16 protein-coding genes are annotated in these 17,923 nt (G+C 66.6%); 14 read left to right on the forward strand and 2 right to left on the reverse strand.

Annotated elements, in window-relative coordinates; genetic code table 11:
- Window positions 1–53: 53 nt before the first annotated feature.
- On the forward strand, window positions 54–1,226 hold the full coding sequence (gene nhaA / locus MTBSS4_RS08950) for a Na+/H+ antiporter NhaA (RefSeq protein ID WP_173983059.1): 1,173 nt from the start codon (window positions 54–56) through the stop codon (window positions 1,224–1,226).
- Between the two features lie 52 nt (window positions 1,227–1,278).
- Here nhaA and MTBSS4_RS08955 read toward each other — a convergent pair whose 3' ends face one another.
- Complete coding sequence (locus tag MTBSS4_RS08955; protein WP_173983060.1) at window positions 1,279–1,503, reverse strand: hypothetical protein; 225 nt, start codon at window positions 1,501–1,503, stop codon at window positions 1,279–1,281.
- Window positions 1,504–1,700: 197 nt separating this feature from the next.
- On the opposite strand from MTBSS4_RS08955, the gene glgB reads away from it, so the two are divergent.
- The 12 genes from glgB to MTBSS4_RS09015 all read left to right on the forward strand — a co-directional run bounded on the left by glgB (window position 1,701) and on the right by MTBSS4_RS09015 (window position 16,658).
- A complete protein-coding gene (gene glgB, locus MTBSS4_RS08960; protein ID WP_173983061.1) occupies window positions 1,701–3,893 on the forward strand; it encodes a 1,4-alpha-glucan branching protein GlgB in 2,193 nt (730 codons plus the stop codon).
- Window positions 3,894–3,999: 106 nt separating this feature from the next.
- Window positions 4,000–4,260, forward strand: a complete 261-nt coding sequence (locus tag MTBSS4_RS08965) for a type II toxin-antitoxin system Phd/YefM family antitoxin (protein WP_254432456.1) — start codon at window positions 4,000–4,002, stop codon at window positions 4,258–4,260.
- Window positions 4,261–4,285: 25 nt separating this feature from the next.
- Window positions 4,286–6,448 (forward strand): glycogen debranching protein GlgX, encoded by a 2,163-nt coding sequence (gene glgX, locus MTBSS4_RS08970; RefSeq protein ID WP_173983063.1) that lies wholly within the window; start codon window positions 4,286–4,288, stop codon window positions 6,446–6,448.
- Entirely contained in the window at window positions 6,445–8,631 is a 2,187-nt protein-coding gene (malQ, locus tag MTBSS4_RS08975; protein WP_173983064.1) for a 4-alpha-glucanotransferase, read from the forward strand. Before glgX ends, malQ begins: the two co-directional genes overlap by 4 nt.
- 4 nt (window positions 8,632–8,635) lie before the next feature.
- Window positions 8,636–8,896 (forward strand): DUF4160 domain-containing protein, encoded by a 261-nt coding sequence (locus MTBSS4_RS08980; protein WP_173983065.1) that lies wholly within the window; start codon window positions 8,636–8,638, stop codon window positions 8,894–8,896.
- Between the two features lie 20 nt (window positions 8,897–8,916).
- Window positions 8,917–9,180 carry a DUF2442 domain-containing protein gene (locus MTBSS4_RS08985; RefSeq protein WP_173983066.1) on the forward strand — a complete coding sequence of 88 codons (264 nt, stop codon included), beginning with the start codon at window positions 8,917–8,919 and terminating at the stop codon, window positions 9,178–9,180.
- A 102-nt stretch (window positions 9,181–9,282) separates the two neighbouring features.
- Window positions 9,283–11,739, forward strand: a complete 2,457-nt coding sequence (locus tag MTBSS4_RS08990; protein WP_173983067.1) for a glycogen/starch/alpha-glucan phosphorylase — start codon at window positions 9,283–9,285, stop codon at window positions 11,737–11,739.
- A gap of 88 nt (window positions 11,740–11,827) precedes the next feature.
- Window positions 11,828–12,394, forward strand: coding sequence for an elongation factor P (gene efp, locus MTBSS4_RS08995; RefSeq protein ID WP_173983068.1), 567 nt, complete (start codon window positions 11,828–11,830; stop codon window positions 12,392–12,394).
- A gap of 50 nt (window positions 12,395–12,444) precedes the next feature.
- Window positions 12,445–13,242 carry an inositol monophosphatase family protein gene (locus MTBSS4_RS09000; RefSeq protein WP_173983069.1) on the forward strand — a complete coding sequence of 266 codons (798 nt, stop codon included), beginning with the start codon at window positions 12,445–12,447 and terminating at the stop codon, window positions 13,240–13,242.
- Between the two features lie 76 nt (window positions 13,243–13,318).
- Window positions 13,319–14,443, forward strand: a complete 1,125-nt coding sequence (locus tag MTBSS4_RS22605; RefSeq protein ID WP_173983070.1) for an OmpA family protein — start codon at window positions 13,319–13,321, stop codon at window positions 14,441–14,443.
- A 16-nt stretch (window positions 14,444–14,459) separates the two neighbouring features.
- Window positions 14,460–15,602 (forward strand): flagellar motor protein MotA, encoded by a 1,143-nt coding sequence (locus MTBSS4_RS09010; protein WP_173983071.1) that lies wholly within the window; start codon window positions 14,460–14,462, stop codon window positions 15,600–15,602.
- A 12-nt stretch (window positions 15,603–15,614) separates the two neighbouring features.
- Window positions 15,615–16,658 carry a peptidoglycan -binding protein gene (locus tag MTBSS4_RS09015; RefSeq protein WP_173983072.1) on the forward strand — a complete coding sequence of 348 codons (1,044 nt, stop codon included), beginning with the start codon at window positions 15,615–15,617 and terminating at the stop codon, window positions 16,656–16,658.
- A 13-nt stretch (window positions 16,659–16,671) separates the two neighbouring features.
- Here MTBSS4_RS09015 and MTBSS4_RS09020 read toward each other — a convergent pair whose 3' ends face one another.
- Window positions 16,672–17,643 (reverse strand): ABC transporter ATP-binding protein, encoded by a 972-nt coding sequence (locus tag MTBSS4_RS09020; RefSeq protein WP_173983073.1) that lies wholly within the window; start codon window positions 17,641–17,643, stop codon window positions 16,672–16,674.
- Between the two features lie 54 nt (window positions 17,644–17,697).
- Between MTBSS4_RS09020 and MTBSS4_RS09025 the strand changes: the two genes are divergently transcribed.
- A complete protein-coding gene (locus MTBSS4_RS09025) occupies window positions 17,698–17,898 on the forward strand; it encodes a zinc-finger domain-containing protein (protein WP_173983074.1) in 201 nt (66 codons plus the stop codon).
- The last annotated feature ends 25 nt before the right edge of the window (window positions 17,899–17,923 follow it).

A 17,923-nucleotide genomic window follows, 5' to 3' on the forward strand; every position in this document is an offset into this window, starting at 1 on the left:
CCTCTGGCGGGAATCACGCTATCTTTCGAGGACTGGAACCGACGGAGATCGCCGTGCCCCTGTCTCCCATCCGCGCCTTTCTCCGTCCCGAGACCGCCGGCGGGCTTCTGCTGGTCGCCGCCGCGGTCGCGGCGATGATCTTCGCCAATTCCCCCTTCAGCCATCTTTATACGGCGTTTCTCGATACGCCCATGACGATTCGGGTCGGCAGCGCCGAGATTTCCCATCCGCTGCTGCATTGGGTCAATGACGGATTGATGGCGGTGTTCTTCCTGCTGGTCGGGCTGGAAATCAAGCGGGAAGTTATGGCCGGCGAATTATCCAGCCCCAGGAAGGCGGCGTTGCCGCTGGTGGCCGCCATCGGCGGCATGGTGGTCCCGGCCCTGGTCTATGTCGCCGCCACCTGGCCCGACGCGGCGGCGATGCGGGGGTGGGCCATTCCGGCGGCCACCGACATCGCGTTTGCCCTGGGCGTGCTGGCCCTGCTGGGCGACAGGGCGCCGTCCAGCTTGCGCATCTTCCTGCTGGCCCTGGCCATCATCGACGATCTGGGCGCCATCATCATCATCGCCCTGTTCTTCACCGCCCAGCTGTCGATGCCGGCCCTGGTGCTGGCGGCCTGCGCCCTGGCGGTTCTGGCCGCCCTCAACATGGGGGGCGTCACCCGTCTGGCCCCCTATATCGTCACCGGCATCCTGCTGTGGAGCTTCGTGCTGGAATCGGGCGTTCACGCCACCCTGGCCGGGGTGGCGCTGGGTTTCGCCATTCCGCTGCGCGCCCGCGACCCCAAGGCGCCGTCGCCGCTGAAGACCATGGAACACGACCTTCACCCCTGGGTCACCTTCGGCATCCTGCCGCTGTTCGCCTTCGCCAACGCCGGAATTCCGCTGGACCGGGTCGGGCTGGATACCCTGACCAACCCGGTGACGCTGGGGGTGATGCTGGGACTGTTCGTCGGCAAGCAGGCCGGCGTCATGGCCGCCACCCTGGCGGCGGCCCGCCTCGGAATCGGGATATTCCCGGCCGGCGCCTCGCTTCGGCAATTCCACGGCATGGCGGTTCTGACCGGCATCGGCTTCACCATGAGCCTGTTCATCGGCACCCTGGCCTTCCCCGAGGGCGGCCACGACACCGCCGTCCGTCTTGGCGTGCTGGGCGGGTCGCTGCTTTCGGCGGTGCTGGGCTACGCGCTGCTGAGCCGCCGTTCCGCGCCGGTGGCCCCATAACGAAAATGCCCCGGACCGGCCGGGGCATTCGATACGGTTCCGGCCAGGATGCCTAGCCCTGGGAGCCGCCGCCGGTGGAGGCCAGGTACATGACCAGGCTGGTGAACACGGCGGTCAGCAGCAGGCCCAGATAGACGGCGAAACCGAGCGGGCTGGTGGCGGGGCTGGGGTCGACGCCGCCGCCGAACACGGCGCCCAGCACGGGGACCAGCAGATACAGCGCGATGACCGTGACGCCGGCCACGGTGAGACCCAGAACCTTCGGAAGGACGCCCATGTTACGCTCCATCAATTGAACCGCCATGGCGCGGCGGCAGGTTTCCTTGGCAAAGCTACTACCAGATTTGTGGATTTAACGAAAGTCAAATCCCTCCAATTCCAGTGTGCGCCCGACTCGGCTCCGATGAAATCCTTCTTTGTGTTTCGGGGCGAAGGTGTGACTCTCTCCGGCAGACAGCGCAGCACGGAGGCGTCATGCCTGGAACCGACAGACTGGTGAGCTTCGGGGACGCCGAGGCACTCGCCCATGGCCGTCATGGCGATCCCTTCGCCGTTCTTGGACCGCACCGCGCCAAGGGGGGGGCCATCATCCGCGCCATCCAGCCCCAGGCCCGGCGGGTGTCGGTGCTGGTGGCGGCGGGCGAGGTCGACATGAAACGGGTCCACGATGATGGCCTGTTCGCGGTCCGGCTGGCCAAGGCGGAGCCCTACCGGCTGGTGGTCGAGCATCACGACGGCCAGGTGTTCGAGATCGACGACCCCTATCGCTTTCCGCCGCTGCTGGGCGATCTTGACGTCCACCTGCTGGCCGAGGGGACCCATCTCAGGACCTTCGAGAAACTGGGGGCGCATCTGCGCCGCGTCGACGGAATCGACGGCGTCCATTTCGCCGTATGGGCGCCCAATGCCGAACGGGTGTCGGTGGTGGGCGACTTCAACGGCTGGGACGGACGGCGCCATCCGATGCGGCGACGCCATGACGCCGGGGTATGGGAGATCTTCATTCCCGGCCTGGGCCACGGCGCCGTCTACAAGTTCGAGATCATGGGGCGTGGCGGCATCGTGCTGCCGCTGAAGGCCGATCCTTACGGCCATTTCGCCGAGGTGCCGCCCAAGACCGCCTCGGTGGTGTGGGAGATGGCGGACCGCGACTGGCGCGACGCCGAATGGATGGCGGGGCAGAAGGGGCGCAACGACCGTCATTCCCCCATCAGTATCTACGAGGTCCACCTGGGGTCGTGGCGGCGCGTGCCCGAGGACGGCAACCGGCCGCTGTCCTATCTGGAACTGGCCGACCAGCTGGCCGCCCATGTCGCCGAGATGGGCTTCACCCATGTGGAGTTCCTGCCGGTGCACGAACATCCCTTCGGCGGGTCGTGGGGCTATCAGCCGGTGGGGCTGTTCGCTCCGACCTCGCGCTACGGCACGCCCGAGGAGTTCCGCACCCTGGTCGAGCGTCTGCACCAGCACGGCATCGGCGTCATCGTCGACTGGGTGGCCGGGCATTTTCCCAGCGATCCCCATGGGTTGTCCTGGTTCGACGGCACCCATCTCTACGAGCACGAGGACCCGCGCCTGGGCATTCACCGCGACTGGAACACCCTGATCTACAATTACGGCCGCAACGAGGTGATGAACTACCTCTACGCCAACGCGCTGTACTGGCTGGAGCAGTTCCACGTCGACGGCCTCAGGGTCGACGCGGTGGCGTCCATGCTGTACCTGGATTATTCGCGCAATCACGGCGAATGGCTGCCCAACCGCCACGGCGGCAACGAGAACCTGGAGGCCATCGACTTCCTGCGACGGATGAATCAGGTGGTCTATGGCGAGCATCCCGGCGCCATGACCATCGCCGAGGAATCCACCGCCTGGCCGATGGTGTCGCGGCCGGTGCATCTTGGCGGCCTCGGCTTCGGCTTCAAGTGGAACATGGGCTGGATGCACGACACCTTGCACTATTTCAGCAAGGACCCCATCCATCGCCGCTATCACCACGACGACCTCACCTTCGCCCAGCTTTACGCCTATCAGGAAAACTTCGTGCTGCCGCTGTCCCATGACGAGGTGGTGCACGGCAAGGGGTCGATCTTCGGCCGCATGCCCGGCGATTCCTGGCAGCGCTTCGCCAATCTGCGGGCCTATTACGGCTTCATGTGGACCCAGCCGGGCAAGAAGCTGCTGTTCATGGGCCAGGAATTCGCCCAGGAGCGCGAATGGAACGAGGACGCCAGCCTGGACTGGCACCTGCTGAACGATGCCCGGCACGAGGGCGTCCGCCGGCTGGTCCGCGACCTCAACCGCCTTTACCGCGCCGAGCCGGCGCTGCACCAGTTGGACAACGACCCGAACGGCTTTGCCTGGATCGACTGCAACGACCGCGACAATTCGGTACTGTCGTGGCTGCGACGCGGTCTCGATCCCGAGGACGTGATGGTGATGGTCGGCCATTACACCCCGATGGTCCGCGACGGCTATCGCGTCGGCGTGCCCGGTCAGGGCTTTTACCGCGAGGCGCTCAACACCGATTCGGAATGGTATGGCGGCTCCAACGTCCACAATGGCGGCGGCGTCTGGGCCGAGGAGGTGGCGTGGCACGGCCTGCCCTGGTCGATCATGCTGCGCCTGCCGCCGCTGGCCACCTGCGTGTTCAAGCGCGAGCGATAGGGCAGGGCAATGAACCTTTACCACCCGGCACCGATGTCGTACCTTAAAAGGTAATGTCGTGGTTGTTGGAGAGTCTGCCGTGGACATAGTCAAGGATATCCAGCCGATGACCACCTTCCGCAACCATTCGGCCGCGTTCCTTCAGCATATCCATGAGACCGGCCGCCCGCTGATCCTGACGGTGAACGGCAAGGCGGCGGCGGTGATTCAGGATGTCGAGGCCTACCAGAGACTGCTGGATATGGCGGCGCTCGCCAGCGCCGGAGAGGGAATCAGGCAGGGCTTGGCGGATCTGGAGAGCGGACAGACTCATTCGGCCGCCAAGATCTCCGGTAACCTGCGTGCCAAGCATGACCTTCTGCGTTGACTTGCCACCGTCCGGAGATGGCTGAATGACCGGACGCCGCCGCATCCTGCCGGGATCATCCTATCCGCTGGGGGCGACCTGGGACGGCAACGGCGTCAATTTCGCCCTGTTCTCGGCCCATGCCGAGCGGGTGGAACTGTGCCTGTTCGACGCCTTGGGCCTGCGCGAGCTGGAACGGGTGGTGCTGCCCGAGTATTCCGACGAGGTCTGGCACGGCTATCTGCCCGATATCCGGCCGGGCCAGCTGTACGGCTATCGGGTGCACGGTCCCTACGATCCGATGGCGGGCCATCGTTTCAATCCACACAAGCTGCTGATCGATCCCTATGCCAGGGAACTGTCCGGTTCGTTCGAGTGGTCGGACACCCATTTCGGCTTCCGGCCCGGCTCGACCCGGATGGACCTCCTGATGGACCGGCGCGACAACGCCCGCTACATGCCGAAATGCCGGGTGCTGGACACCGCCTTCACCTGGGGCGAGTCCCGGCGGCCCAATGTCGCGTGGCCGGAAACCGTGATCTACGAGGCCCATGTGCGCGGCCTGACCATGAGGCATCCCGGCGTGCCGGGGCCGTGGCGCGGCACCTTTCTCGGCCTCGCCCAGCCCGGGGTGATCGAGCACCTGAGAAAGCTCGGCATCACCACCATCGAATTACTGCCTATCAACGCCATGGTGGACGAACGCCATCTGGTGGACAGGGGCTTGCGCAATTTCTGGGGCTACAACCCCATCGCCTTCTTCGCCGCCGAGCCACGCTATTACGCGTCAAGCGCCCACGGCGACTTCAAGACCATGGTGAGCCGCCTGCACGACAGCGGCATCGAGGTGATCCTGGACGTGGTCTACAACCACACCGCCGAAGGCAACCACCTGGGGCCGACACTCAGCTTCCGCGGCATCGACAACGCCAGCTATTACATGCTGGGGCCGAACGGGCCGCGCTGGTACGAGAACTATTCCGGTTGCGGCAACACTCTCAATCTCGCCCATCCCCGCGTCTTGCAGATGGTGATGGATTCCTTGCGCTACTGGGCGGAGGAGATGCGGGTGGACGGCTTCCGCTTCGATCTGGCGGCGTCGCTGGCGCGGGGGCCGACCGGATTCGACCTGGGCTGTTCGTCCTTTCTCGACACCGTCCGCCAGGACCCGGTGCTGTCGCGGCTGAAACTGATCGCCGAGCCGTGGGACCTGGGCGGCGACGGCTATCGCCTGGGCGGCTTTCCTCCCGGCTGGTCCGAATGGAACGGCCGCTATCGCGATACCGTGCGCCGTTTCTGGACCGGCGAGGGCGGGCTGATCGGCGATCTGGCCTCGCGCCTGACCGGGTCGTCGGACATCTTCGGCTGGGGGGGGCGCAAGCCGTGGGCCAGCCTCAACTTCGTCACCTGCCACGACGGCTTCACCCTGGCCGATCTGGTGACCTACGAGCGCAAGCACAACGACGCCAACGGTGAGCACAACAAGGACGGCACCGACGCCAATTACGCCTGGAATTGCGGTCACGAGGGGCCGTCGCCCTATCCCGAGATCCGCCAGCTGAGAAAGCGCCAGGCCCGCAACCTGATGGCGACGCTGCTGCTGTCCCAGGGCGTGCCGATGATCCTGGCCGGCGACGAACTGGGCCGCAGCCAGAAGGGCAACAACAACGCCTATTGCCAGGACAACGAGGTGGGCTGGGTCGACTGGTCCGAGGTGGACGAGGACATGCTGGCCTTCGTGCGCCGGCTGATCGACCTGCGCCGCAAGCATCCGGTATTCCGGCGGCCGCGCTTCTTCGAGGGCAGGCATCTGCCGGGGTCGGCGCTCAAGGATATCGTCTGGATCACGCCGGAGGGACGCGAGATGACCCAGGCGGACTGGACCTTGCCCTATGCCCGCTCGCTGGGCTTCGTGCTGGGCGGCGAATCCTGCGCCATCGACAATCTGACCGGGAAGGAGGAGATGGACGACACCTTCCTGGTCCTGCTCAACGCCTACCACGACACCATCGCCTATACCCTGCCGCCGGTGACGCTGGGTCGGGTCTGGGAGGTGGAGGTCGACACCTTCGCCGCCGACGACGCCCGGACGCAGTGGTCGGCCGGAGCCAGCTTTCCGCTCGGCCCCCGTTCGCTGGCGGTGCTGCGCCGTTCCGGCAGGACGAGGGGCGGTGCCGGGCGCGGCCATGACGAGGAGAGACCGGCATGAACGCGGCGCTCGACCATCTGGCCCGGCTGGCCGGCATCGAGGATGGCTGGTGGGACTTTTTCGGAGAATGGCGGGTGGTGCCGGCCGAGACCAAGCGGGTCTTCCTGGCCGCCATGGGATTGCCGGCCGGCGACGACGACGAGGTCCGCGCCTCGCTGCGCGACCTGCTGGCGCGGCCGTGGCAACGCTGGCTGGAGCCGGTGCTGGTGGTGGAGGAGCATTCCACGCCGCCCGGCATTTCCGTCACCCTGCCGGCCGAGGCCGATGACCGGCGATTCGAATGGACGCTGGACGAGGAACTGGGTATCCGCCACGGCGGCTGCTTCCACCCTCGCGACCTGCGCTGGGCCGAGGAGCACCAGCTTGACGGCCGGCTGCTGCATCGCCGCTGGCTCGACCTGCCGGCGCTGCCGCCCTGCGGCTATCATCGCCTGACCCTGGTCGGCCCCGGCGGACATTCCGCCTCGATGATGCTGGTGGTGACGCCTGCCCGCGCCTTCGTCCCCGCCATCTTGGACCAGCCCCCCGGCGCCTGGGGCATCGCCACCCAGATCTACTCGCTGCGCACCCCCGGGGATTGGGGTGTCGGCACCTATGCCGGGCTGGCCGAACTGGCGGCGGGAGCGGCCCGGCTGGGGGCGGGTACGGTGGGCGTCAACCCGCTGCATGCGCTGTTTCCAAGCCATCCCGACCGTTTCAGCCCCTATTCGCCGTCGTCGCGCCGCTTTCTCAACACCGCCTATATCGACGTCGAGGCCATTCCCGAATTCGCCGAATGCCTGGAGGCGCGGCGCATGTTCGCGTCGCCGGGGTTCCAGGCCTCGCTGGCCCGGGTGCGCGGCTATCGCCTGATCGAATATCCGGACGTGGCCCAACTGGCGCGCCCCATGCTGGAGGCGCTGTACCGCTGGTTCCGCAAGGCCCATCTCGACCAGGGCGACGAGCGTGGCCGGGACTTCCGCGATTTCCAGCAGGAATCCGGCGAGGGCGGCCGTCGCTTCGCGGTGTTCGAGGCCCTGCACGAGCGCTTCGAGCGGGATGGCAACGGCTATTGGCGGCAATGGCCAGAAGGGCTTCGCCGTCCCGATTCGCCGGAGGTCATCGCCTTCGCCGGCCAGAATGCCGAACGAGTCGAATTCTTCCAGTGGCTCCAGTTCGTCGCCGACCGCCAACTGGCCGCCGCCCAGAAGGCCGGCAAGGACGCCGGGGCCGCCATTGGCCTTTACCGCGACCTCGCCGTGGGCATCGCCGGCGATGGCGGCGAAGCCTGGGCCGAGCAGGATTCGCTGGCCCTGGGGGTCTCGGTCGGGGCGCCGCCCGATCCGCTGGCGCTGAAGGGGCAGGATTGGGGGTTGATCCCGTTCAACCCCATCACGCTGCGCGAGCACGCCTATGCGCCGTTCATCGGCGTTCTTGCCGCCAACATGCGCCATGCCGGGGCGTTGCGCCTGGATCACGCCATGAGCCTGCAACGGTTGTACTGGGTGCCGCCGGGCCTTGCCGCCGATCAGGGCGCCTATGTCCGCTATCCGGTCGACGACCTGTTCCGGCTGGTGGCGCTGGAAAGCCGCCGCAACCGCTGTCTGGTGATCGGCGAGGATCTGGGCACGGTGCCGGATGGCTTTCGCGAGCGCATGGACCGCACGGGCATCTTCGCCTACCGGGTGATGGTGTTCGAGAAGACCGCCGGCGGCCGCTACCGCCCTCCGGACAAGTACGATTCCCAGGCGCTGGCCATTTTCGCCACCCATGACCTGCCCTCGGCCCGGGGCTGGTGGGCCGGACGCGACATCGACCTGCGGGAAAGGCTGGACCTTTATCCCCGCGACGGGCAGGCGGAAGAGGAACGCGCCGCCCGCCAGCAGGATCGCGACGCCATGCGGGCGGCCCTGGCGGCCGAGGGATTGCTGGCGGCCGACTTCACGACGAAGCCGGTCCTGACCGACCGCGAGGCGGAGGACCTTGCCGCCGCCGCCCATGCCTTCCTCGGCCGCTCGGCGGCCCGGCTGGCGATGGTGCAGATGGAGGACGTCCTGGGCCAGGACCTTCAGATGAACCTGCCCGGCACCACGGTCCAGCATCCCAACTGGCGCCGTCGCTACAATGACGATGTCGGGGGGCTTCTGGCCGATTCCCGCCTGATCGGACTGGCTGGGGGCTTGAAGGACAGAGGGATCGGATAGGGCGATGCCGACTCTGAGCACATTTTATGGCATTCTGATCCAGATGTTCTGGGCCGACCATGCTCCACCTCATTTTCACGCCCTCTATGCGGAAGATGAGGTTCTTATCGACATTCGGACATTGGCCGTTGTCGAAGGACAGGTTCCGCCGCGCGCGCTCGCATTGATTCTCGAATGGGCGCGCCAGCACCAGGATGAACTCATGGAGGACTGGGAGCTATGTTCCCGCAAGCAATCTCCGAAGAAGATCGAGCCGCTCAAGTAATCCCGCCGGTCCACTCACGAATGCCCTGGCGGGTTGCGGCAATTGCCATCCTGCCGGCGTTCCGGCTGAGCGTCGAATTCCAGGATGCCACCAAGGGAATCGTGGATATGGCCCCGCTGGTCCACTCCAGGATGGCGGGGGTATTCGCCGTGCTGGCGGATGCAGAGCGCTTCGCCGAGGCCCGCGTCGAGCATGGGGCCGTGACGTGGCCGGGCGACATTGACCTTGCCCCCGATGCCATGTACCGCGCCATCAAGGCGACCGGCATTTGGGTGCCGGAATGATCCGCGAATATTTCATCGAAATGTGTCCATGCTTGCCCTGATCGCCATTTCATGGAGGAATGGTGGCGGGATGATTTGCTCATACAGGGCGGGACGGTCTTCATGAAGCGGACGAAGCCTCCGGTGATCGGGCTGCTGGGCGACGATGTGGCGAGCATCAAGCAGGCGCTCGCCAGCCATCTTCTCTATACGGTGGGCAAGGAACCGATCAACGCCACCGCGCGCGACTGGTTCATCGCGGCCGCCCATACGGTGCGCGACCGGGTGACCGAGCACTGGATGCCGACCCTGAACCGCTATTACCGGGACGACCGCAAGCGGGTCTATTACCTGTCCATGGAGTTCCTGATCGGCCGCACCCTGGTCAACAGCCTGATCAACCTGGGGCTCTACGATGCGGTCCGTCAGGCCGTCGCGGAAATGGGCCTGGATTTCGACGAGATCGCCGCCTGGGAGGTGGAGGCGGCGCTGGGCAACGGCGGTCTCGGCCGTCTTGCCGCCTGTCTGCTGGATTCCATGGCCACCATCGGCGTCGCCGGCTTCGGCTACGGCATCCGCTACGATTACGGCATGTTCACCCAGCATGTGGAGAACGGCTGGCAGGTGGAAAGCCCCGAGAACTGGCTGCGCTATGGAAATCCCTGGGAATTTCCCCGTCCTGGCGTCATCTTTCCGGTCCGTTTCGGCGGCCGGGTCATCCACTACCGCGATGTCCTCGGCCATTCCCGTTCGCAATGGGTGGACGCCGAGGAAGTCATGGCCATGGCCTATGACGTGCCGGTTCCCGGCTATGGCGGCAAGGTGGTCAACAATCTTCGGCTGTGGTCGGCCAAGTCGACCCGCGAATTCGACCTGAAATACTTCAACGCGGGCAATTACATCGAGGCGGTCAGGGACAAGAACGAGTCCGAGACCCTGTCCAAGGTTCTTTACCCGTCCGACATGACCGACCGGGGCAAGGAACTGCGCTTCAAGCAGGAATACTTCTTCGTCGCCGCCTCGATCCAGGACATCCTGGCCCGCTTCCGCAAGAGCCATTCCGACTGGGACCGGCTGCCCGACAAGGTGGCGATCCAGTTGAACGACACCCATCCGGCGCTGGTGGTGGCCGAGCTGATGCGGGTGCTGGTGGACGAGCATCAGATCGAGTGGGGTCGCGCCTGGGCCATCACCCGGAACTGCTGCGCCTACACCAACCACACCTTGCTGCCCGAGGCGCTGGAGACCTGGACCGTCGACCTGTTCGAGCGGGTGCTGCCGCGCCATCTTGAAATCGTCTACCAGCTCAATCACGAGTTCCTGCAAGGCGTCCGTTTCCGCCATCCCGGCGACAGCGAATTGCTGCGCCGGGTGTCGCTGGTGGGGGAGGAGGGGGGCAAGCGGGTGCGCATGGCCCATCTGGCGGTGATCGGCAGCCACAAGGTCAACGGCGTCGCCGCCATTCATACCGGGCTGATGAAGAGCACCATCTTTTCCGACTTCGAACACCTGTCGCCCGGCAAGATCACCAACAAGACCAACGGCGTCACCCCCCGGCGCTGGTTGCTGGCCGCCAATCCCCGGCTGGCCCGGCTGATCACCTCGGCCATCGGCGACGGCTGGGTCACCGATCTTGGCATGTTGCGCAAGCTGGAGCCCCTGGCCGACGACGTCGGGTTCCGCCGGGATTTCGCGGCGGCGAAGCGGGCCAACAAGGAGGCGCTGGCCTCCATGATCGGCCTGCGCCTGGGGATTGACGTGGATGTCGGCTCGCTGTTCGACGTGCAGGTCAAGCGTATCCACGAATACAAGCGCCAACTGCTCAATCTGCTGCATGTGGTCACTCGCTACGCCCGCATCCGCTCAAACCCGCTGGTGGACGTGGTGCCGCGCACCGTCATCATCGGCGGCAAGGCGGCGCCCGGCTATCATGTGGCCAAGCTGATCATCAAGCTGGTCAACGACGTGGCCGAGGCGGTCAACAACGACCCCAGCGTCGGCGGCAAGCTGAAGCTGGTGTTCGTGCCCAATTACAACGTGTCGACCGCCGAACTGGTGATGCCGGCCGCCGACCTGTCGGAACAGATCTCGACCGCCGGCACCGAGGCGTCGGGCACCGGCAACATGAAGATGAGCATGAACGGGGCGCTGACCATCGGCACCTGGGACGGCGCCAACGTGGAAATCTGCGAGGAGGTCGGCGAGGACAACATGTTCCTGTTCGGCCTGACCGCCCAGGAGGTGGCCCGGCACCGTATGGACGGTTTCGACGCCACCGCCGCCGCCCATACCGACAAGGACCTTGCCCTGGCGCTGGACATGATCGGCTCGGGGTTTTTTTCACCCGACCAGCCCGACCGCTACCGGCAACTGGTGGACCTGCTGACGGTGGACGGCGACCATTACCTGCTTACCGCCGATTATCCGCTCTACATGGCGGCGCAGGACAAGGTGGACCGGACCTATCGCGATCCCGACGACTGGACCAGGAAGGCCATCCTCAACGTGGCGCGCATGGGCAAGTTCTCGTCCGACCGCACCGTCGCCGAATACGCCCGCGAGATATGGAACGCGCTGTAGGAAACCGGCGTTCCCGCTCGGCTTGCCTTCCCGGTGGCGACCTGTTAGGTTCCGCGCCTGATTTTTCCGACAGCCCCCGGATAGCGCCATGAAGATCAACGCCAACCTGATTCGTCCCGGCAACATTCTTGAACACAACGGCCGCCAGTACGCCGTGCTCAAGATCCAGATCGTGCAGCCCGGCAAGGGCGGCGCCTTCATCACCGTCGAGATGCGCGACATCCGCACCGGCAACAAGACCAACGAGCGCTGGCGCACCGCCGACACGGTCGAGAAGTGCAACGTCGAGGCCAAGGAATGCACCTTCCTGTTCCGCGACGATTCCAACATGACCTTCATGGACAGCGAGAGCTTCGAGCAGTTCTCCATGCCCAACGACGTGCTGGGTGATACCATCGCCTTCCTCCAGGACGGCATGGTGGTCGAGGTCGATTTCGTCGAGGGATCGCCGGTTTCCATCGCGCTGCCGGAAAAGGTGGTGATGAAGGTGGTCGAGGCTGACCCGGTGGTGAAGGGCCAGACAGCATCATCGTCGTTCAAGCCGGCCAAGCTTGAAAACGGCCTCAAGATCCTGGTCCCCCCCTTCCTGGAGGAGGGCGAGGTCATCTGGGTTTCCACCGCCGACTGCACCTATCTCGAACGCTTCAAGGGATAGAGGGGGCGCCGCCCGCCTTTCCCGCCGACACTGATAGGACACCCCCCGCCGTGATGGTCCGTTCCGCCCTGCTCAACGTCATGATGGGAGCCGCCCGCAAGGCGGCCCGTTCGCTGGTGCGCGATTACGGCGAGGTCGAGCATCTCCAGGTCTCCATGAAGGGGCCGGCCGATTTCGTCTCGTCGGCCGATATCCGCTGCGAGAAGACGCTGCGGGCCGAGCTGAAGAAGGCGCGGCCCGGCTTCGGCTTCCTGCTGGAGGAGGGCGGCGAGATCGCCGGCGACGACAAGAGCCATCGCTGGATCATCGATCCCATCGACGGCACCACCAATTTCCTGCACGGCATTCCCAATTTCTGCATCTCCATCGGGCTGGAGCGGGATGGCGAAATGGTCGCCGGCGTGGTGTATCAGCCGCTGGGCGACGAGATGTTTCATGCCGAGAAAGGCGCGGGCGCCTTCTTGAACGAGCGGCGGCTGCGGGTTTCCGCCCGCCGCAAGATGGAAGAATGCGTGTTCACCACCGGCATTCCCTTTCACGGCCGTCCGGGGCATCAGACGTTCCTCAAGGAACTGACGGCGGTGATGGGGCAGGTGGCCGGCATCCGCCGCTTCGGCTCGGCGGCGCTCGATCTCGCCTATGTGGCGGCGGGCCGCTGCGACGGTTATTGGGAAGCCGGCATCAAGCCGTGGGATATCGCGGCCGGCATCGTACTGGTCAAGGAAGCCGGCGGTTATGTCAGCGATTACGATGGCGGCGCCGCCATGCTGGAAACCGGCGAACTGGTCGCCGCCAACGATCACCTGCATCAACCGCTGCTCAAGCTGCTGCGCTCGGCCCGGGGCTGAGCCCGCAACGCGCCTGTTGTCGTCGGACTCGGCATCGGATAGTCTCTTGCCCACATTGATGTGGGAGATCGGCACGATGACGAGGGGCAGCAGGCTCATGATGCTCGGGCTGGGGACACTCATTTCCCTGGCCGCGGCCCCCGTTTGCGCGCAGATGGTCATCGGTGAATCCCGTTCCAGCGTCGACGTCAACTGGAGCGTCCTTGACGCGCTTGGCCCCGAACCCACCCTGCCCAGCCTGATCACCCGCAAGCCGGAACCGGATGTCCGGGCCGTGTCGACGGATCGTCAGGCGGCCCCTCTCCGTCCGGTGGGCAAGCCGGCCAGGGCCGCCGTCGAGAAAAAGCCGGTGCCGCCGGTCCGCACCGTCGCCGCCAAGGAAGCCGTGAAGCCCCCCGCCGCCAAGCCGCCGGCCGAAACGGTGACCGCCGCCGCCGCGCCGCCGCCCAAGCCGCCCAAGCCCGATATCGCCGTCGACGTGCCGTCGCCGGCCAAGGCCAAGCCGGATGCGTCGTCGGCGCCTCCGGCCGCGGCTCCGACAACCAAGGCCGAGCCGGGCGCGGTGCAGTTCGTCAAGGCGCCGCCATCTCCTCCGCCCGCGCCTCCGCCGGTGGCCGCAGCACCTCCGCCTTCTCCGCCCGCGCCTCCGCCGGTGGCCGCAGCACCTCCGCCTTCTCCGCCCGCGCCTCCGCCGGTGGCCGCAGCACCTCCGTCTCCTCCGCCCGCGCCTCCGCCGGTGGCCGCCGCGCCGCCGTCTCCTTCGCCCGCGCCTCCGCCGGTGGTCGCCGCGCCGCCGTCTCCTTCGCCCGTACCGCCGCCGGTGGTCGCCGCGCCACCCCGGCAGATCGTGTCGTCGTCGCCGTCTTCGCCGGTGACGCCGCGCAAGGGCAATGGCGGGCTGACGGTCCTGTTCGCCGCCGACAGCGATCACCTGCCCGAAGCCGCCCATGCCGACCTGGAACGCCTTGCCGCCCTGATGGGGAAGGACGAGACCCTGAACCTGCAATTGCTGGCCTATGCCGCCGGCGAGGATGCCAGCGCCAGCAAGGCGCGGCGGTTGTCGCTGACCCGGGCGCTGAAGGTTCGCACCTATCTGATGGAGTTGGGCGTGCGCTCGACCCGTATCGAGGTGCGGGCGCTGGGCAACAAGCTGGAAGGTGGCGCCCCCGACCGGGTCGACGCGGTGGTGGCTACCCGCTGAGGGGGGCTTTTTCACGATGACCCGTCCCAATCGGTTCCTGTTCCGCATGGCCGCATTCCTGGCGGCGGTCCTGGCCGTCGGCGGGTTGCTGTTCGACGGGCTGGAACAGGCCTTCACCCACAATCCGGCTCTCAACGGTCTGTTGCTGGGCGTTTTCCTCTCGGGGATCATCCTCAACGTTCGTCAGGTGCTGTTGCTGCGTCCCGAGGTGGAGTGGCTGGAAAGCTGGCGGCGCGGCCAGCCGGCCCTGTCCAGCCAATTGCGGCTGCTGGCCCCCATGGCCAGCATGCTGGGCGAACGCCGCGACCGCATGAACCTGTCGGCCATGGCGTTGCGGTCGGTGCTGGATTCCATCGCCGCTCGCCTGGAGGAACAGCGCGACCTGTCGCGCTATGTGGTCGGGCTGATGATCTTTCTCGGCCTGCTCGGCACCTTCTGGGGCCTGTCGCAGACGGTGGGCTCGGTGGGCGAGGTGATCGGTTCGCTGGCGGCCGGCAGCAACGACCCCGCCGCCGCCTTCGAGGGACTGAAGGCCGGACTGGCCAAGCCGTTGAACGGCATGGGCACCGCCTTCTCCACCTCGCTGTTCGGCCTTGCCGGTTCGCTGGCCCTGGGGTTCCTGGATCTGCAATCGGGGCAGGCGCAGAACGCCTTCTATAACGAACTGGAGGAATGGCTGGCCGGCCAGACCCGTATCGGGATCAGCAGCGGCCCGCTGGCCGGCGCCGACGACCAGCAGCAATCGGTGCCGGCCTATATCCAGGCGTTGCTGGAGCAGACCGCCGACAGCCTCGACAACCTCCAGCGCGTCATCAGCCGGGGCGAGGACAATCGCGGCAGCGTCAATGCCGCCCTGACCCACCTGACCGACAAGCTGTCGACCCTGACCGACCACATGCGGGTCGAACAGTCGCTGCTGCTGAAGCTGGGCGAGGGGCAGTTGGAGACCCGCGCCCTGCTGGCCCGGCTGGCCGAAGGCGCCGGCGGCGGCGTCGACGACGCCACCCGCGGCCATATCCGGGGCATGGATGGCTCGCTGAAGCGGCTGATCGACGAAACCGTGGCCAGCCGCGAGGAGGTGGTGGCCGAGCTGCGGACCGAAATCCGCCTGCTGGCCCGCACCATCGCCGCCATCGCCGAAGAGCCGTTGGACAGATAGGAGGGCGAGACCATGCCGCTCGCCCGCCGCGTCCGCCGCAGCATCGATATCTGGCCCGGCTTCGTCGATGCCCTGGCGACGCTGATCATGGTCATCGTCTTCGTGCTGATGGTGTTCGTGCTGGCCCAGTATTTCCTGGGCGAGGCGCTGTCGGGACGGCAGAAGGCGCTGGACAAGCTGGGCCGCGAGATGGCCGAACTGGCCGAATCGCTCAACATGCAAAAGGCGGCCAACGCGGCGCTGGAGGCGGAACTGGTCGCCAGCAAGGCCGAGCGCGACCGCGTCGAGGCCTGGGCCGCCGGGCTGGGCCAGGACGTCGCCGCCCTGGTGGCGCTGAAGGATGAACTGGAGGCCCGCATCAAGGAACTGGATGCCGCCGCCGGGGTCAGGGACGGGGAACTGGTCTCGGAACGCAAGCTGTCCGAGGAGGCGCGCGCCCAGGCGGCGCTGCTCAACCGGCAGATCGAGGCCATGAAGCAGGAATTGGCCCGCGTCGTCGCCGCCCTGGAGGCGTCGGAGACGCGCGACAAGGAGCAAAAGGCCCAGATCGCCGATCTCGGCAAGCGTCTCAACGTCGCCCTGGCCGGCAAGGTCGAGGAGCTTCAGAAATACCGGTCGGAATTCTTTGGCCGGCTGCGCAAGGTGCTGGGCGACCATCCCGGCATCCGCATCGAAGGCGACCGCTTCGTCTTCCAGTCCGAGCTTCTGTTCGCCAGCGGCTCGGCCGATCTTGGCCCCGACGGCGTCGAGCAGGTGAAGCGTCTCGCCGCCACTCTCAAGGATATCGCCAAGACCATTCCCAAGGGCGTCAACTGGGTCCTGCGCATCGACGGCCATACCGATAAGCGGCCCATCGCCTCGTCGCGCTATCCGTCCAACTGGGAGTTGTCGACGGCGCGGGCCACCACCGTGCTGCGCACCCTGGCGGCCAACGGCGTGCCCAAGGACCGGCTGGCGGCGGCCGGCTTCGGCGAGTTCCAGCCGCTGGACCCGGCCGAGACCGAGGCCGCCCTCGCCCGCAACCGCCGTATCGAGATCCGTTTCGACCAGAGATAGGGGGCGGCCGTGTTCAGGGCGCGGCGGCGCTGGAGGTCAGTTGCAGGAAGATGTCTTCCAGGTCGGTCTCGTCGGTGGACAGATCGGTGATGGAAAGACCAGCGGCGGCGAAGGCGTCCAGGATACGGCTGACCGGGGTGGTGGAGGGGCGGTAGCGCAGGACCAGCCGCCGCCCCGGCTTCAGTTCGGGTGAGAACGCCGCCAGGGATTCGGGAATGCCGGTCAGGTCGCTTCCGACGGTGACGGTCAGCGCCTTGCCGTCGATGCGGCGCAACAGATTGGATGTGGTGTCGCAGGCCACCAGGGCGCCATGGTTGATGATGGCGATGCGGTCGCACAGTTGCTCCGCCTCTTCCAGGTAGTGGGTGGTGAGCAAGATGGTGGTGCCCCGGGCGTTCAGTTCGCGGATGGTGACCCACAACTGCCGGCGCAACTCGATGTCGACGCCGGCGGTGGGTTCGTCCAGCACCAGCACCGGCGGGGCGTGGACCATGGCCTTGGCCACCAGCAGCCGGCGGCGCATGCCGCCCGACAGGGTGCGGGCATAGGCGTTGGCCTTGTCGGCCAGCCCGACCGCCTCCAGAATCTCCATGGTGCGGCGCTCGGATCTGGGCACGCCGTACATGCCGGCCTGGACGTCGAGCAGTTCCAGCGGGGTGAAGAAGGGGTCCAGGTTCAATTCCTGCGGCACCACCCCGATGGCGGCCTTGGCGCCGCGCGGATCGGAATCGATGTCGCGGTCCCAGACCCGGACCCGGCCCGAGGTCTTGACGGTCAGGCCGGCCAGGATGTTGATGAAGGTGCTCTTGCCGGCGCCGTTGGGACCCAGCAGGCCGAAGAACGAGCCCCGGGGCACCGACAGCGAGATGCCATCCAGCGCCCGCTTTTCACCGCGATGGCCGTGATAGATCTTGACCAGGGACTCGGCCTCGACGGCAAGATCGGGGGCGGAAGGGGCGGGGGCGTGAGAGAGTGATTGAACCATGGCCGGCAATGGGTATCATCCGGCCCACATCCCGGTCAACGGAGCTTCCAGCCCATGAACGCCGCCACCCCTGCCAAGTCCACGTTCGAGACCATCACCGTCGAGACCGCTTCGGTCGCCTGTGACGGCAATGCCGCCGCCGGCCTGGGCCATCCCCGCGTCTATCTCGACCTGACCGCCCATGGCGAGATCGTCTGTCCCTATTGCTCGGTCACCTACAAGCTGGCCGCCGACGCCAAGGTCGGCCATCACTGACCGTGATTGCCCTCAGTTGCCGGGC

Origin of the sequence: Magnetospirillum sp. SS-4 (genome assembly GCF_902729425.1) — a bacterium.
In the GTDB taxonomy this organism is placed as follows: Bacteria; Pseudomonadota; Alphaproteobacteria; order Rhodospirillales; family Magnetospirillaceae; genus Phaeospirillum.

Excerpts from the sequence above, each read along its gene's own strand:
- MTBSS4_RS09020 (WP_173983073.1), bottom strand. The coding sequence starts at position 17,643 with ATGGTTCAATCACTCTCTCACGCCCCCGCCCCTTCCGCCCCCGATCTT.
- MTBSS4_RS08990 (WP_173983067.1), top strand. The coding sequence starts at position 9,283 with ATGAAGCGGACGAAGCCTCCGGTGATCGGGCTGCTGGGCGACGATGTG.
- MTBSS4_RS09015 (WP_173983072.1), top strand. The coding sequence starts at position 15,615 with ATGCCGCTCGCCCGCCGCGTCCGCCGCAGCATCGATATCTGGCCCGGC.
- MTBSS4_RS08985 (WP_173983066.1), top strand. The coding sequence starts at position 8,917 with ATGCCCTGGCGGGTTGCGGCAATTGCCATCCTGCCGGCGTTCCGGCTG.
- MTBSS4_RS08980 (WP_173983065.1), top strand. The coding sequence starts at position 8,636 with ATGCCGACTCTGAGCACATTTTATGGCATTCTGATCCAGATGTTCTGG.
- MTBSS4_RS09010 (WP_173983071.1), top strand. The coding sequence starts at position 14,460 with ATGACCCGTCCCAATCGGTTCCTGTTCCGCATGGCCGCATTCCTGGCG.
- MTBSS4_RS22605 (WP_173983070.1), top strand. The coding sequence starts at position 13,319 with ATGACGAGGGGCAGCAGGCTCATGATGCTCGGGCTGGGGACACTCATT.
- efp (WP_173983068.1), top strand. The coding sequence starts at position 11,828 with ATGAAGATCAACGCCAACCTGATTCGTCCCGGCAACATTCTTGAACAC.
- malQ (WP_173983064.1), top strand. The coding sequence starts at position 6,445 with ATGAACGCGGCGCTCGACCATCTGGCCCGGCTGGCCGGCATCGAGGAT.
- MTBSS4_RS08965 (WP_254432456.1), top strand. The coding sequence starts at position 4,000 with ATGACCACCTTCCGCAACCATTCGGCCGCGTTCCTTCAGCATATCCAT.
- MTBSS4_RS09025 (WP_173983074.1), top strand. The coding sequence starts at position 17,698 with ATGAACGCCGCCACCCCTGCCAAGTCCACGTTCGAGACCATCACCGTC.
- glgX (WP_173983063.1), top strand. The coding sequence starts at position 4,286 with ATGACCGGACGCCGCCGCATCCTGCCGGGATCATCCTATCCGCTGGGG.
- glgB (WP_173983061.1), top strand. The coding sequence starts at position 1,701 with ATGCCTGGAACCGACAGACTGGTGAGCTTCGGGGACGCCGAGGCACTC.
- MTBSS4_RS08955 (WP_173983060.1), bottom strand. The coding sequence starts at position 1,503 with ATGGGCGTCCTTCCGAAGGTTCTGGGTCTCACCGTGGCCGGCGTCACG.